At 58.2% G+C, this 13,686-nt stretch carries 12 protein-coding genes; 5 read left to right on the top strand and 7 right to left on the bottom strand.

Annotated elements, in window-relative coordinates; translation table 11 throughout:
* Positions 1-57 precede the first annotated feature (57 nt).
* The 3 genes from murJ to QZ517_RS02080 are packed head-to-tail and all read right to left on the bottom strand — an operon-like array spanning position 58 to position 5,541.
* The gene (gene murJ, locus QZ517_RS02090) at positions 58-1,599 is read right to left on the bottom strand and encodes a murein biosynthesis integral membrane protein MurJ (RefSeq protein ID WP_294221305.1); all 1,542 of its coding nucleotides are present in this window, start codon (positions 1,597-1,599) and stop codon (positions 58-60) included.
* Positions 1,596-4,388, bottom strand: coding sequence for a [protein-PII] uridylyltransferase (locus QZ517_RS02085; RefSeq protein WP_294221477.1), 2,793 nt, complete (start codon positions 4,386-4,388; stop codon positions 1,596-1,598). Before QZ517_RS02085 ends, murJ begins: the two co-directional genes overlap by 4 nt.
* Positions 4,369-5,541: a penicillin-binding protein activator gene (locus QZ517_RS02080; RefSeq protein WP_294221301.1), complete on the bottom strand. Its 1,173-nt coding sequence runs from the start codon at positions 5,539-5,541 to the stop codon at positions 4,369-4,371. The genes QZ517_RS02085 and QZ517_RS02080 overlap by 20 nt, the downstream gene beginning before the upstream one ends.
* Before the next feature lie 93 nt (positions 5,542-5,634).
* Here QZ517_RS02080 and rsmI point away from each other — a divergent pair, with 93 nt between their 5' ends.
* The 3 genes from rsmI to gshB all read left to right on the top strand — a co-directional run bounded on the left by rsmI (position 5,635) and on the right by gshB (position 7,890).
* Entirely contained in the window at positions 5,635-6,495 is an 861-nt protein-coding gene (rsmI, locus tag QZ517_RS02075) for a 16S rRNA (cytidine(1402)-2'-O)-methyltransferase (RefSeq protein WP_294221296.1), read from the top strand.
* A gap of 16 nt (positions 6,496-6,511) precedes the next feature.
* Complete coding sequence (locus QZ517_RS02070; RefSeq protein WP_294221288.1) at positions 6,512-6,883, top strand: YraN family protein; 372 nt, start codon at positions 6,512-6,514, stop codon at positions 6,881-6,883.
* A gap of 71 nt (positions 6,884-6,954) precedes the next feature.
* On the top strand, positions 6,955-7,890 hold the full coding sequence (gene gshB, locus QZ517_RS02065) for a glutathione synthase (protein WP_294221285.1): 936 nt from the start codon (positions 6,955-6,957) through the stop codon (positions 7,888-7,890).
* Here the strand turns inward: gshB and QZ517_RS02060 are convergent.
* The 4 genes from QZ517_RS02060 to cobU all read right to left on the bottom strand — a co-directional run bounded on the left by QZ517_RS02060 (position 7,887) and on the right by cobU (position 11,504).
* Positions 7,887-9,401 (bottom strand): YifB family Mg chelatase-like AAA ATPase, encoded by a 1,515-nt coding sequence (locus tag QZ517_RS02060; protein WP_294221283.1) that lies wholly within the window; start codon positions 9,399-9,401, stop codon positions 7,887-7,889. The two genes, gshB and QZ517_RS02060, sit on opposite strands and share 4 nt — an antisense overlap.
* A gap of 81 nt (positions 9,402-9,482) precedes the next feature.
* A complete protein-coding gene (locus QZ517_RS02055; protein ID WP_294221281.1) occupies positions 9,483-10,349 on the bottom strand; it encodes a glutathione S-transferase in 867 nt (288 codons plus the stop codon).
* A gap of 58 nt (positions 10,350-10,407) precedes the next feature.
* Positions 10,408-10,986 carry a histidine phosphatase family protein gene (locus QZ517_RS02050; RefSeq protein WP_294221278.1) on the bottom strand — a complete coding sequence of 193 codons (579 nt, stop codon included), beginning with the start codon at positions 10,984-10,986 and terminating at the stop codon, positions 10,408-10,410.
* The gene (gene cobU / locus QZ517_RS02045) at positions 10,983-11,504 is read right to left on the bottom strand and encodes a bifunctional adenosylcobinamide kinase/adenosylcobinamide-phosphate guanylyltransferase (RefSeq protein ID WP_294221275.1); all 522 of its coding nucleotides are present in this window, start codon (positions 11,502-11,504) and stop codon (positions 10,983-10,985) included. The genes QZ517_RS02050 and cobU overlap by 4 nt, the downstream gene beginning before the upstream one ends.
* Positions 11,505-11,625: 121 nt before the next feature.
* Between cobU and QZ517_RS02040 the strand changes: the two genes are divergently transcribed.
* A complete protein-coding gene (locus tag QZ517_RS02040; protein WP_294221271.1) occupies positions 11,626-12,417 on the top strand; it encodes a ChaN family lipoprotein in 792 nt (263 codons plus the stop codon).
* Between the two features lie 66 nt (positions 12,418-12,483).
* Positions 12,484-13,680 carry a bifunctional phosphopantothenoylcysteine decarboxylase/phosphopantothenate--cysteine ligase CoaBC gene (gene coaBC, locus QZ517_RS02035; RefSeq protein WP_294221269.1) on the top strand — a complete coding sequence of 399 codons (1,197 nt, stop codon included), beginning with the start codon at positions 12,484-12,486 and terminating at the stop codon, positions 13,678-13,680.
* The last annotated feature ends 6 nt before the right edge of the window (positions 13,681-13,686 follow it).

Below are 13,686 nucleotides of genomic sequence, written 5' to 3'. Positions count from 1 at the left end.
GCACTTATGGGGGAATGGGCAACTTGTTTCTGAGTCTATTTGTCGGTTTGTGTCTGCTCAACCACGGCGGGCAGCGGCTTTTAACGCACCCGGCGTATAGGCACCGATCAGACGGCCGACGCCAAAATAGACCACCGTACCGAGGGCCAGCAAGATCAGCAAAGCCACATACCGCCAGCCGGGCAGGCTGAACCACGGGACCAGAATGACCCATGTGCCCCAGAGGGCGCCGCCCATGGCAGCGGACGCGAGGCAAATGCGCCAAAGGCGCTTGCGCAGCCGGGTGTCAAACTTGGCAACCGTGCCGTAGCCACGCGCGCCAAAGCCAAGCTGAGCCACCATAATCCAAGCCGCAACGGTGGCGGCAATGGCCGGGGCCATCCATTGGACATAAGGCGCCAATCCAAAGGCGAGCGCGGCGTTCACAACCATGGCCCAGACCGCAAAACGGAACGGGCGTTTTGTGTCTTCGCGGGCAAAATAGAGCGGTTGCAGCAGTTTTTGCAGCACAAAGGCAGGCAGCCCAATTGCATAGATCGCAAGGGCAACCGAGATCGCGGCGACGTCGTCTGAGCCGGTGGCACCGCGCTCATAGAGCACGGAGACAATTGGCAAAGGGATGACCAAAAACGCGACGGCGCAAGGGATGGTCAAAAACATGGCAAACTCGCTGGCGCGCGAGAAGGCGTTCTGAGCCCCGCCTTGATCGTCTGCTTTTAAACGGCGCGAGAGGTCGGGTAGCAAGACGATGCCGATGGCAATGCCGATCACACCCAGCGGCAATTGGTACAGGCGATCAGCGGCATAGAGCCAGCTCACCGCACCTTCGGTGTTGGAGGCTACGATTTGGCCCACCACCAGGTTGATTTGCATGACACCAGAGGCCAGCGCGGCGGGCACGGCAACGCGCACCATGCGCGCCATGTCGGGGGTCCACTTTGGTATGCGAAGGGAGATACGTAATCCCGCGCGACGGGTGGCTATCCAAACCAGGCCCAACTGTGCGACCCCGGCGACAGGAATGGTCCAGATCAGCCAAGTGATGACTTCGCCGCCCGACAGGTGGCCAAATATCAGCGCGGGAATAATCAGGATGTTGAGCAGCACCGGCGCGGCAGCTGCGGCGGCAAAGCGACCGGTTGCGTTGAGTACGCCGGAAAACAGAGCCCCCAAAGACATGAAGAAGATGTAGGGGAAGACAATGCGGCCATAGCCAACAGTCAAGTCAAAGCGCGCGTCGCCAGCAAAGCCTTCAGCGGTGAGCCAGACCAATGCGGGCATGAAGATCATACCCAGCGCGGTGAGGGTCATCACGGCGGCAAACAGGAGGCTGAGCGCCTCGCTGGCAAAATGTTCTGCGTTTTCTTCGCCTTCAAGTTTCTTGGAAAACATCGGCACAAAAGCGGCGTTAAACGCGCCTTCTGCAAAAAAACGGCGGAACATGTTGGGCAGACGGAAAGCGGCCACAAAGGCGTCCAGCAAGGGACCGGGGCCAATGAAGCTCAGCAAGAGGATTTCGCGTACAAAGCCGAGAACGCGGCTCAGGAGGGTCCAGAAACCAACGGTCAGAAAGCCGCGCATCAGGCGGATTGGCTTCATGCCTTGGCCCTTTCGGCGCCTTGCAGAATGGCTTCGCGCAGCCTTTTCTCCAGCGTTTTTTGTTTGCCTTCGGCGTGGAATTTCAGGCCAAACATGTCTTTGACGTAGAAGGTGTCCACCACCTGTTCGCCAAAGGTCGCGATCACGGCGGACGCGATGTAGACATTACTGTTGGCCAAGGCGCGGGTGAGATCAAACAGCAGCCCAGGGCGGTCGCGGGTGTCGACCTCGATGATTGTGTAGATTTCGGAGCCTTCGTTATCAAACAGGATGGTGGTTGGGACTTTGAACGCTCGTTCCCGTTTTTTGATCACGTCGCGGGACTTGATCGCCTCGGTGGTGACCACCTCTCCGGCCAGCGTGCGTTCGATCATTTTGCGCAGGCGCGGCAGGCGGGAAGCCTCATAAGGCGCATCTTCGGCGTCTTGTATCCAGAAGGCAGCGGTGGCGTAGCCGTCTTTGGAGGTGAAAGTGCGGGCATCAACGATGTTGGCCCCCACAAGCGCCAGCGCCCCGCACATGCGCGAAAAAATGCCCGGGTGATCAGCCATGGCAAAGCACACACGGGTGGCGTCGCGGTCTTCGTCGGGGTGCAGGTCGATGCGGATTTCGTCGTCCGGAATGTCACGCAGCAGCTCAGCAAAAGCTTTGTGCGCGGTGATGTGCAGGCCTTGCCAATATGGTTTGTAGTGGCGGGCGGTTTCTTTCTTGAGGTCTTTGGCAGGCCAATCAGCCAACTCTTCACGCAGGAGCTTTTTGGCTTTGGTCCCGCGATTTTCGCGGGTGATGGATTCCATGCCATCCTCGAGCACCAATTTTGTCTGGCCGTAGAGCGCACGGATCAGCACAGCTTTCCAGTTGTTCCACGTATTGGGGCCAACGCCTCGAATGTCACAGACCGTCAGGATCGTCAGCAGGTTGAGGCGATCCACGGTTTTGACCGCTTTGGCAAAGTCGCGTACTGTGCGTGGGTCAGCGATGTCGCGTTTTTGCGCCATGTCGGACATCAGCAAGTGGTAGCGCACCAGCCATTCCACAGTCTCGCTGTCGGATTTGTTCAAACCCAGGTTTGGCGCCACTTTGCGCGCAATGCGGGCGCCCAAAATCGAGTGGTCGATGTCGCGACCCTTGCCAATGTCATGAAGCAACATCGCGACCATGAGCACTTTGCGGTTGATGCCGCTGGAGGTCATGATTTCGGAGCTGAGCGGCAGCTCGTCCTCAAGATCCTTGCGCTCGATGTCCATGAAGTTGGAGATCACCTGAATGGTGTGCTCGTCCACCGTGTAGGAGTGATACATGTTGAACTGCATCATCGCCACAATGGGTTCAAACTCCGGGATGAAAGCCGAAAGCACGCCCAGTTCGTTCATCCGGCGCAGGGCGCGTTCCGGGTTGCCGTGCTTCAGAAGCAGATCGAGGAAGAGGCGACGGGCTTCTTTGTTGGCGCGGAAATCGTCGTCAATCAAATCCAGGTTGGCGGTGACCAGACGCATGGCGTCCGGGTGGATCAACATGCCGGTGCGCAGTGCCTCTTCAAACAGACGTAATAGATTCAGCGGATCGGAGAGGAAGACCTGTTCATTTGCCACGTCCAAGCGGTTGTGCACCACTTTGTAGCCAGGCTTCATCCGGGGACGGCGGCGGAAGATGCGTTCTAGTATCGGTTCTGCTTTGGCGTGGTTGGCTTCGAGTTTGGTCAACAGAATGCGGGTCAGATCCCCAACGGCCGTGGCCTGACGGAAGAACTCCTGCATGAAGTGTTCGACGCCACGACGGCCGCCTTTGTCGGTATAGCCCATCTGATCGGCAATCTCGACCTGCACATCAAAAGTCAGCTGCTCCATAGGGCGACCGGCGGTCAGATGCAGATGGCCACGCACCGCCCAGAGGAAGTTTTCGGCCTCAATGAAGCGTTCCAATTCGTCCTGAGCCAAGACCTCTTTTTCAACAAGTTCAGAGACTTCTGAGACGTGGTAGACATATTTGGCGATCCAGAAGAGGGATTGCAGGTCGCGCAGGCCGCCTTTGCCTTCTTTCACGTTGGGCTCCACAACATAGCGTTGCCCCTGCTTTTTGTGGCGCTCGTCCCGCTCGTTGAGCTTGGCTTCGATGAACTCCTGCTCGGTGCCTTTGAACAGTTCGTCCTCAAGACGGGAGGTGAGTTCCTCGTCTAACGGTTCATGTCCACGTAGAAAGCGATTTTCCAGCAACGCAGTGCGAATGGTGAAGTCTTCGCGGCCCAAGCGCAGGCAGTCTTTCACCGTGCGAGAGCTGTGACCAACTTTCAGGCGTAAATCCCAAAGCAGATAAAGCATGGATTCAATCACGCTCTCTGCCCAAGGGGTGATCTTGTACGGCGTCAGAAACAGCAGGTCGACATCTGACTGAGGCGCCATTTCACCACGGCCATAGCCGCCCACTGCAAAGAGCGCGATGCGCTCTGCTTCGGTGGGCGTGGCCAAAGGATAGAACCTGACGGTGGCAACATGGAAGGCGCAGCTGACAAGGCAATCGGTCAGCCATGTGTAAGACCGCGTCATCGCGCGGGCAGCGCGGGGCTTCTCACGGAAAGAGGCTGCGATCTGCGCCATCGCGGCTTTGCGACGGGCCATAAGCAGTGCAACTACTTCTTTGCGCAGCTCGCTTTCCTTGCCGTCCTTTTTGAGGATTTCAGCAAGCTCGGCGGTGATTTCCGCGCAATTGAAGATTTTGTCAGCAGAGCAGATCAACCCCGCGCGGGGCGGGGCTGGGAAGATATCGCCAGCTTTAGCTGCCAGCGCCTCCAAATCGGGTTGGGGCAGGGTCAATGATAACCACCTTCTTGTCGCGGATTGTGGCCACGGCCAGCCCGCGTTCGTTTGTACCGTCTGTGCGCAGGCGGAAAATGCCGTTCACACCCTGAAAACCTGCGCCTTGTGTCAACGCACCTGTGGTCAATGCATCAGATTTGCCTTGTTTGACCAGAGCACCGATTGCCGCAATGCCATCATACGCCAGGCCGCCAATAGAATGAGGCAGGCCGCCGTAAGTTTGCGCATAGCGGGTCTGAAACTGGTTGGTCAGGGTGGGGTCAGGCATCGTGTACCAGCCACCCTGCACACCAGGCAGTTCCAGAGTTTGTGCTGGGATGTCCCAACGGGTCAGGCCCATGTATTGGGTGGTTGCCGGGCTCAGCCCCGCTTCTGGCAAGAGCTGCGTCAGAAGTGGCAGAGCGCCGGAGGTGTTGGCTGTCAGGAACAGCGTGTCAGCGCCATTTTGCTGCGCGTTTAGCTTGATTTGGCTGACAGCGGCAATCACACCCTCCTGGGAAAACTCATAGCCCACGGCACCGGCGTTGTTGGCGCCTTTGCGGGTGATGGCGTTGGCGATGGCGGTGTTGCCCAGAAGGCCAGCCGAGTTGTTGGCGTGCACTGTCATGATGTTGCCTTTGCCTTGTCCCTTGGCAAAGGCGACCAAACGGTCAGCGGTGTTGTCAAATGTTGGCCCAAGCACAAACAGGTTGCCGCCGGCAATTGTGGTGTTGTTGGAAAACGACAGCACATTCACGTTGCGGGATGCCACGGCTTTGGCGGCCGCGTTGGCAGCTTCGCCAAAGACCGGGCCAAGAATGATTTTTGCACCTTCGTCTACGGCCTGAACTGCAGCAGCTTGAGCTGTGTTCGGATTTCCCGCTGTTGCATAGACGCGCAGGTCGATTTTTACGCCGCCGAGATCGGCAATCGCCAGTTTGGCCGCGTTCTCAAGGCTTTGCGCAAGAAGAGCGTCACCTGAGTTGGTGGAGCCTTTGGGCACAAGAAGTGCGACGGGCACAGGCGCGGAAGCATCAATTTTTGGACCGGAGCTTCCGGTGGTTTCGACACAAGAGACCAGCGCTAACGTGGACAGCCCTGCGACCGCCCCTTTCACAAAGCGGTGGGCGGGTTTAAGAAAAGACAACATAGGTAAGCTCCACTCCCGTTGGGGTCGCGCCCGTGATTGAGGTCCGGCCGCGTTGCTGCCGAATAATAAACGAGTGAAAAGGCGGGTCCAGCTATGAATCACCAGACCGTGAAATTGCAGCCCGGTTTGTACTTTGTCGCCACACCAATTGGCTCTGCGCGCGACATCACATTGCGGGCGTTAGATGTGCTGGCCAGTGCGGACGTGATCGCGGCAGAAGATACGCGGTCGATGAAGAAACTCCTTGAAATACACGGGGTCCCGCTGAATGGGCGGCATGTTTTGTCGTATCACGATCATTCGGGTGAAGGCGCGCGGAGCAAGCTTTTGGCACATCTGGAAGCCGGAAAATCAGTGGCTTATGCCTCTGAGGCGGGCACGCCATTGATTGCCGATCCGGGCTATCACCTGTCACTCGCCGCGGCAGAAGTGGGGCATCTTGTGACCAGCGCGCCGGGACCAAGCGCCATTATCACAGCGTTGTCGCTGGCCGGATTGCCAACGGATTCGTTTTTCTTTGCTGGATTTTTGCCCAATGCCAAGAAAGCGCGGCAAACGGCGCTGGAGGCCGTGCGTGAAGTGCCGGGCACCTTGGTGTTTTACGAATCGCCAAAACGTGTGACGGCGATGGTGGCTGATGCAGCGGAGGTTTTGGGCGGTGGGCGCAAAGCGGCTGTGGCACGTGAGTTGACCAAGAAGTTTGAAGAGGTGCTGCGCGGGTCGTTGGATGAATTGGCCGCCGCGTTGCCGGAGCGGACAATCAAAGGTGAGATTGTTGTGCTGATTGATCGGCAGCGGGGCGAGGCGACAAGTGAAGACGATGTCGAAGCGGCGTTGAAAGACGCGCTTGAGACTTTGTCAGTGCGGGATGCCTCGGATGCCATTGCCAAAGCCTATGGCATCAATCGACGTAAAGTGTACCAATTGGCGTTGAAGCTTCAAAAGGCGAGTTAACCCACAGAGGTTTGGTATGAGTGACACGCGCAGGGAAGAAACCGGGCGCAGCAATTATCTGGCAGGACAGGCCGCCGAGGATATTGTGTTGCGCCATTATGAGGCGCGCGGGCTGGTTTTGGCCAAAGCGCGTTGGCGCGGCAAAGCTGGTGAGGTGGACCTGATCCTGCGCGATGGCGAAGAACTGGTGTTTGTCGAAGTCAAACACAGCCGTAGTTTTGATAGCGCTGCGGCGCGATTGTTGCCGCAACAAGTCCAGAGGTTGAGGCGTGCGGCGGAGGAATTTGCTGGTGGCGAGCCCAAAGGTCTTCTCACCGAGATGCGGTTTGATGTGGCCTTGGTGAACGGGCGGGGCGAAGTTCACATCCTTGAGAATGCTTTGTGGTAAGTTCAGGTGTCCCATTGCAAGCGGGGGTAGCATGGGCCATGTAAGTGTGGACTTACACTCAGGATGCGCACATGAAAATCGCCTTTCAAATGGATCCGATCACCTCGGTCGACATCAATGCAGACAGCTCTTTTCGCATCGCCGAAGAGGCGCAGGCGCGGGGGCATGAGCTGTTTTTCTACTCGCCTGATCATCTGGCCTATGAAGAAGGCGAGATCACCGCACGGGGCCATTCGATGGTGGTGCGCCGTGAGCAGGGCAACCATGTGGACCTGGGGCCGTATGAGCGCGTGAATCTGAAGGATTTTGACGTGGTTTGGCTGCGCCAAGACCCGCCATTTGATATGCATTACATCACCAGCACGCATTTGCTGGATCGGCTGGCACCGGACACGCTGGTGGTGAATGATCCGTTTTGGGTGCGGAACTATCCGGAGAAGCTTATGGTGCTGGATTTCCCGGACCTGACGCCGCCAACCACCATCGCGCGCGATCTGGAAACCATCAAGGAATTCAAAGCCAAACATGGCGATGTGATCCTAAAGCCGCTGTATGGCAATGGCGGGGCCGGTGTGTTCCGACTGGATGCCAATGACCGTAACTTGACCTCGTTACACGAGCTGTTCACCGGCTTCAGCCGTGAGCCGCTGATTGTGCAGAAATTCCTGCCGGATGTGAGCAACGGTGACAAGCGGGTGATCCTTGTGAACGGTGAGCCGGTTGGCGCGATCAACCGCGTGCCTGCGGCCGGCGAGACCCGGTCCAACATGCATGTGGGCGGACGTCCGGAGAAAGTTGGTCTGACGGAGCGTGATCTGGAAATCTGTGCTGCGATTGGGCCGCTTCTGCGCGAAAAAGGTCAGGTTTTTGTCGGGATCGACGTGATTGGTGACTACCTGACCGAAATCAATGTGACCTCGCCAACCGGTATTCAAGAGCTGGAGCGGTTTGACGGCGTGAACATCGCCGAGAAAATCTGGGAAGCGATCGAAGGCAAGTTGGCCTAAACCTCTTGTGACGTAGACAGGCGGAAACTGATGGCTTCTGCCAGATGGGGGCGGCGGATTTGTTCGGCGCCCTCAAGGTCCGCGATGGTGCGGGCCACGCGCAATACGCGGTGATAGCCGCGTGCGGTAAGGCCAAAGCGTTCGGCCACTTGTGAGAGCAGTGCGCGGCCCTCGGCGTCGGGTGTGGCGATTTCTTCCAGTGCTTGACCATGGGCGTCTGCGTTGACGCGGATGCCGTCATGGGTTTCGAACCGATCCGTTTGGAGGTCGCGCGCTGCAGCGACGCGCTGGGCAACTTGCTCGGAGGTATCGCCGTCATTGGGCAAGTCCAAGTCTCGGAACGCCACCGGCGGCACTTCAATGCGCAAATCCAGACGATCCATAAGAGGGCCGGAGAGGCGCCCAAGGTAGTCTTGCCCGCAATCTGGCACGCGGGCGCAAGCTTGCGACGGGTCATACATATGGCCGCAACGGCACGGATTGGCAGCGGCGATCAGCATGAACTTGCAGGGATACGTCACATGCGCGTTGGCGCGGGCGATCATGACCTGGCCGGTCTCAATAGGTTGGCGCAGGGTTTCCAGCACAGGCCGCGAGAATTCAGGCATTTCGTCCATGAACAACACGCCGTTGTGGGCAAGGGAGATTTCGCCGGGTTGGGCGCGGCGGCCGCCGCCAACAATGGCCGCCATAGACGCGGAATGATGGGGCTCGCGAAACGGACGTGCGCGGGAGATGCCGCCTTGCTCCAAAATGCCCGCCACCGAATGGATCATCGATGTCTCGAGCGCTTCAGTAGGGCTCATGGGTGGCAGGATGGTGGGCAGGCGCGCGGCCAACATGGATTTTCCGGAACCTGGGGACCCGACCATAAACAAGTGATGTCGTCCGGCGGCTGCGATTTCCAAAGCCCGCTTGGCGCGTTCCTGGCCTTTCACGTCACGTAAGTCCAGCGTGCTGGTCTCGCCTTGCACCTCGCCGGGCTTTGAGGGCGCGAGGGGAGATTGTCCGGTGTAATGGCGCACAACGTCTGCCAGGGAGGCGGCTCCAATCACCTGCGTGGCGGCAACCCAGGCTGCTTCCGGGCTGCTGACGGCGGGGCAGAGCAACATCCGGTCGTCTTCGGCAGCGCTCATAGCGGCGGGTAGGGCGCCAGTGACGCCTACAAGCGAGCCATCAAGGGAGAGTTCGCCAAGGCTGACCGTGCTTTCGGAGGCATCTTCGGGGATGATGCCAAGGGCGGCAAGCAAGGCCACGGCAATGGGCAGGTCAAAATGACTGCCTTCTTTGGGCAGGTCTGCTGGCGATAGATTGATGGTGATGCGTTTGGAGGGCAGCGCGATGGCCATGGAGGCGAGCGCGGCGCGGATGCGGTCGCGGGCTTCGGAGACCGCTTTGTCTGGCAAGCCGACGATGGCAAAGGCCGGGAGGCCAGGCGCCAATGCGCATTGAACCTCAACCTGATGTGCCTCAACGCCTTCAAACGCAACGGTGTAGGCCCGTGCGACCATGGCAAACTCCCCGCCACCAAACAAATTAACAAACGTTAACTATTGGTAGCGAGGGATGGTTAGCGAAAGGTTAATTTGTGATTAGAGCAGCGCCATGAAGGCGGGCCAGGCTTCCGGATCAGCCACGGTTTTGTCGCGACAGAAAGCGTTGCACATGCCAAAAATACGCCCGTTGAACTCCATCAGGTGCGTGGAGGGCTTACCGGAATAAGGACAGTTGGCGTTCTCTGGCGTGCCTTCCTCGACGGCTTTGGCAACGAGAGGTACCGGGCCGGGCCAAGCGCGTGTTGGATAGTCTTTTGCATACCAAGGCAGAGTTTCGCCGCGCACAAGCCCCATAGCGCGCCAGCGACGGAATGCCGGGTCAGTTAAATGTGCGTCTACGTAGGCTTGGGCCACGTCGCCGACCGGCAGGTTGTAGCCGGCAATGCGGGCAGCCACGGGTGCAAAGAACGCATCAGCGGTGCTGTAAGGTCCACAGAGCCATGGGCCATCTTTTCCATAGGTGGCGCGCGCGTGCTCCCAAATGATTTCAAGGCGTTGCAGGTCTTTGAGGAGATCTTCGGATGGCGCTGAGTCCGCGTAGGACTGGCGTAGGTTCATTGGGCAATCGCTACGCAAAGTGAAGAACCCCGCGTGCATTTCCGCTGCCAAATTGCGGGCGGTGGCACGTGCGCCAGGGTCCGCCGGCCATAGTTCGGCGTCTTGGTGACGGCTTGCGAGCTCTTCCGCAATTGCGAGGCTGTCAGAGACAATCGCGCCCTCAGGCGTCACCATGGTGGGCACGGTGCGGGCAGGCGCAATTTTCTTCAGTTGCTCAGCCACCGATTGGTCTGAGAAGTCGACCAACGTGAGATTGCGTTTGATGCCGAATTTTTCAAACAAGAGCCAGCCGCGTAGCGACCAGGAGGAATAGGCGTAATCGCCGAGGTACAAATCATAGGTCATGTCGCAAGCGTAGCATGGAATGACATATCACCAAATTAAAACATTTTGACGAAACTCATCACGGAATGTGATTGATTGGTTGTGTGATCCAGCCGTCGTTGGCGATTTTGATTGAGGTGACCGAAAGGTTGTCGATGCGATGTGCAAAGGCCTCATCTGCGGTCAACTGCTCCGCGCGTTGGATCTGCGTGAGGATCACGCCAAAGTGTACAACCACAATCAATTTGGCACCTTGGTGTGTTGAGATCAAGCGATCAATAGCTCCATCGACACGGGTGGTGACTTCGTTCCAGCTTTCCCCTTTTGGCGGGCGGACATCACCAGGGGTCTCCCAATAGGCGCGAACACGCTCGGGATCCTCGGCCTCAATGTCAGCGAAAGACTTGAGCTCCCAGTCACCAAAATGAATTTCCCGCAGGGCAGGGTCGTGCGAGAGGCGTTTGCGGTCTCTCTGGATGGCGTCTGCGGTGGCCACACAGCGTTGCAGGTCTGAGCTGATCACAATGCCATCAGCGGGGAGGTGGCCTGCCAGCCGGGCCAATTGCGCCGTGTCGGAGAGGTCGGCTGGTAGATCGGACCAGCCAACCATGGTTTTGGCGTGGGTGGGGCCGTGGCGCACCAAATGCAACTCGGTCATGGCAGTTCTCCTTTAAGCACCATCGGCAACCCCGCCACGACAAGCACGGCCAGATCGGCCTGAGCAGCGATCGTTTGGTTCAACGCGCCCTGGGCGTCCCGGAAGCGACGGGCCAGCGCGTTTTCTGGGACGACGTCCAGGCCGACTTCATTTGACACCACCACGACTTGGGCAGGGCAAGCTGCCAATGCATCCAGCAGTTTGGTTTGCTCTTTCGCCAAATCGTGTTCAGCAAGCATTTGATTGGACAGCCACATTGTGGCGCAGTCCAGCAGAACAACAGCATCGTTGGGCAACTCCGTCAACACATCGGCGACGTTCAAAGGCGCTTCGATGGTGCGCCACACCGGCCCGCGTTGGGTGAGATGTTTGGCTACTTTTTGGCGCATTTCTTCGTCAAAAGTCTGAGCTGTCGCGATGTAGATGCGGGGCTGCGGTGTTGCCATCACAAGAGCTTCAGCAAAGGCGGATTTTCCGGACGCAGCGCCCCCTAAAATGAGGCTCAGTTTTGGCAGCATTGATAGATCTTTCTCATGTTAGCCGCACCCTGCGACATTCGCTTTTGCGGAGCAAGGTGGAATACCATGTGCGACACGACGTGGGCTTGCATCTGCTGGCGGTGCACGGTTTTGTGGCGCCATGAAGCAGATACTTTCTTTATTGGCGTTCTCGATGCTTGCAGCGCCAAGCGAGGCACAAAATGTGGCTTATGATGTGTTCCGCGATGCGGATGTGATTTTCCTTGGGGAAATTCATGACAATCCAACCCACCACGACAACCAGGCGCAAGCATTGATGGCGATCACGCCAAAAGCGGTGGTGTTTGAGATGTTGGTGCCGGAACAGGCGACACGAGTGACGGAAGAGTTGTTGGATGACCAAGACGCATTGGAGGCGGCGCTCGGCTGGGCAGAGAGCGGCTGGCCGGATTTTGAGATGTACTATCCGGTGTTTGCTGCTCTTGGCGGGGCCAAGGTTTACGGGGCGCAGGTGCCGCGGGAGGCTGCGGGTGTCGCGTTCAGCGGGGGAGACATTGGGGCTCTTTTGGATGGGGCTGGGGCCGCGTTTGGATTGACTAGACCGTTGCCAAAAGGGCAACAAGAAGAGCGCGAGGCGCTGCAATTGGCGGCCCATTGTAACGCTTTGCCAAAAGATATGTTGCCCGGAATGGTTATGGCGCAGCGGCTGCGCGATGCACGCTTGGCACAGGCGGTGACCGAGGCCTTGGCAGAGGCTGGTGGTCCGGTCGCAGTGATCACGGGCAATGGACATGCACGTTCGGATTGGGGCGCACCGGCGCTCCTGCCCTCGGAAGTTTACTCGATGTCGTTTGGACAATTTGAAGACAAACCGGAGGGCGAGCAGCCGTTTGATTTGTGGATTGTAACTCAGGCCACCCAACGGGATGATCCCTGTGCGGCGTTCAAATAACCTAACTTGCCCCTTGGGCTGTCACAGCCTAGGTTTGGGCACCTGAGCGCAAAAGAGGTCTGCTAAATGCTGACGGACAAAAGAATTCTCCTGATCATAGCCGGTGGAATCGCGGCGTATAAGTCGCTTGATCTGATCCGTCGGCTTCGGGAACGCGGGGCATGGGTGACGCCAGTCTTGACCCGTGCAGCCGAGGAATTTGTGACACCTTTGTCGGTGTCCTCCCTCGCGGGAGAGAAAGCGTATCGCGACCTGTTTGATTTGACAGACGAGGCGGACATGGGGCATATCCAATTGTCGCGTTCGGCCGATTTGATTGTGGTTGCACCGGGGACAGCGGATCTGATGGCAAAGATGGCCAATGGGCTGGCCAATGATATGGCGTCAACGCTGTTGTTGGCGACGGACACGCCAGTTTTGGTGGCACCTGCGATGAATGTGCGCATGTGGGATCACCCGGCAACGCAGCGCAATCTGGCGCAGTTGAAGGCGGATGGCGTGAGCTTTGTTGGTCCCAATGAGGGCGACATGGCTTGTGGTGAGTTTGGGCCAGGGCGGATGTCTGAGCCGATGGAAATTGTACATGCGGTGCAGGGTGCTCTGTCGGAGGGGCCGTTACTCGGGAAACGGGTTTTGGTGACGTCTGGGCCAACACATGAGCCAATTGATCCGGTCCGCTATATCGCAAACCGGTCCTCAGGTGCGCAGGGTACGGCACTTGCCAATGCGTTGGTAAAACTGGGCGCAGAGGTGGTGTTTGTCACGGGACCTGCGGATGCCGTCCGACCTGAAGGTGTTCAGCTGGTTGAGGTGCAAACAGCGGCGGAAATGATGGACGCGGTGCAGAGTGCGTTGCAAGTGGACGCCGCAATTTTCTGTGCTGCGGTGGCAGACTGGCGGGTGGCAAGTGCCTCTGACAGCAAGATAAAAAAGACCAAGGGCGGATTGCCTACTTTGGAGTTTGCAGAAAACCCGGACATCTTGGCGACGGTGAGCCAGATGGGCGCGGGGCGTCCTGGGCTGGTGGTTGGGTTTGCTGCCGAAACTGATGATGTGATCGACAACGCCACGGCGAAACGGTTGCGCAAAGGCTGCGACTGGATTGTTGCAAATGATGTGAGCCCAGCCACTGGAATTATGGGCGGCAGTGAAAACGCGGTGACCTTGATTTCGGACGCGGGATCAGAGGCTTGGCCCCGTATGGGTAAGGCTGAGGTCGCAGAGAAACTCGCGGCCCGTTTGGCGACAGCTCTCATCGGCTGACGCGCG

This window comes from uncultured Shimia sp. (assembly GCF_913054185.1).
GTDB lineage: Bacteria > Pseudomonadota > Alphaproteobacteria > Rhodobacterales > Rhodobacteraceae > Shimia.
This window is presented reverse-complemented; position numbering and strand designations above follow the sequence as displayed.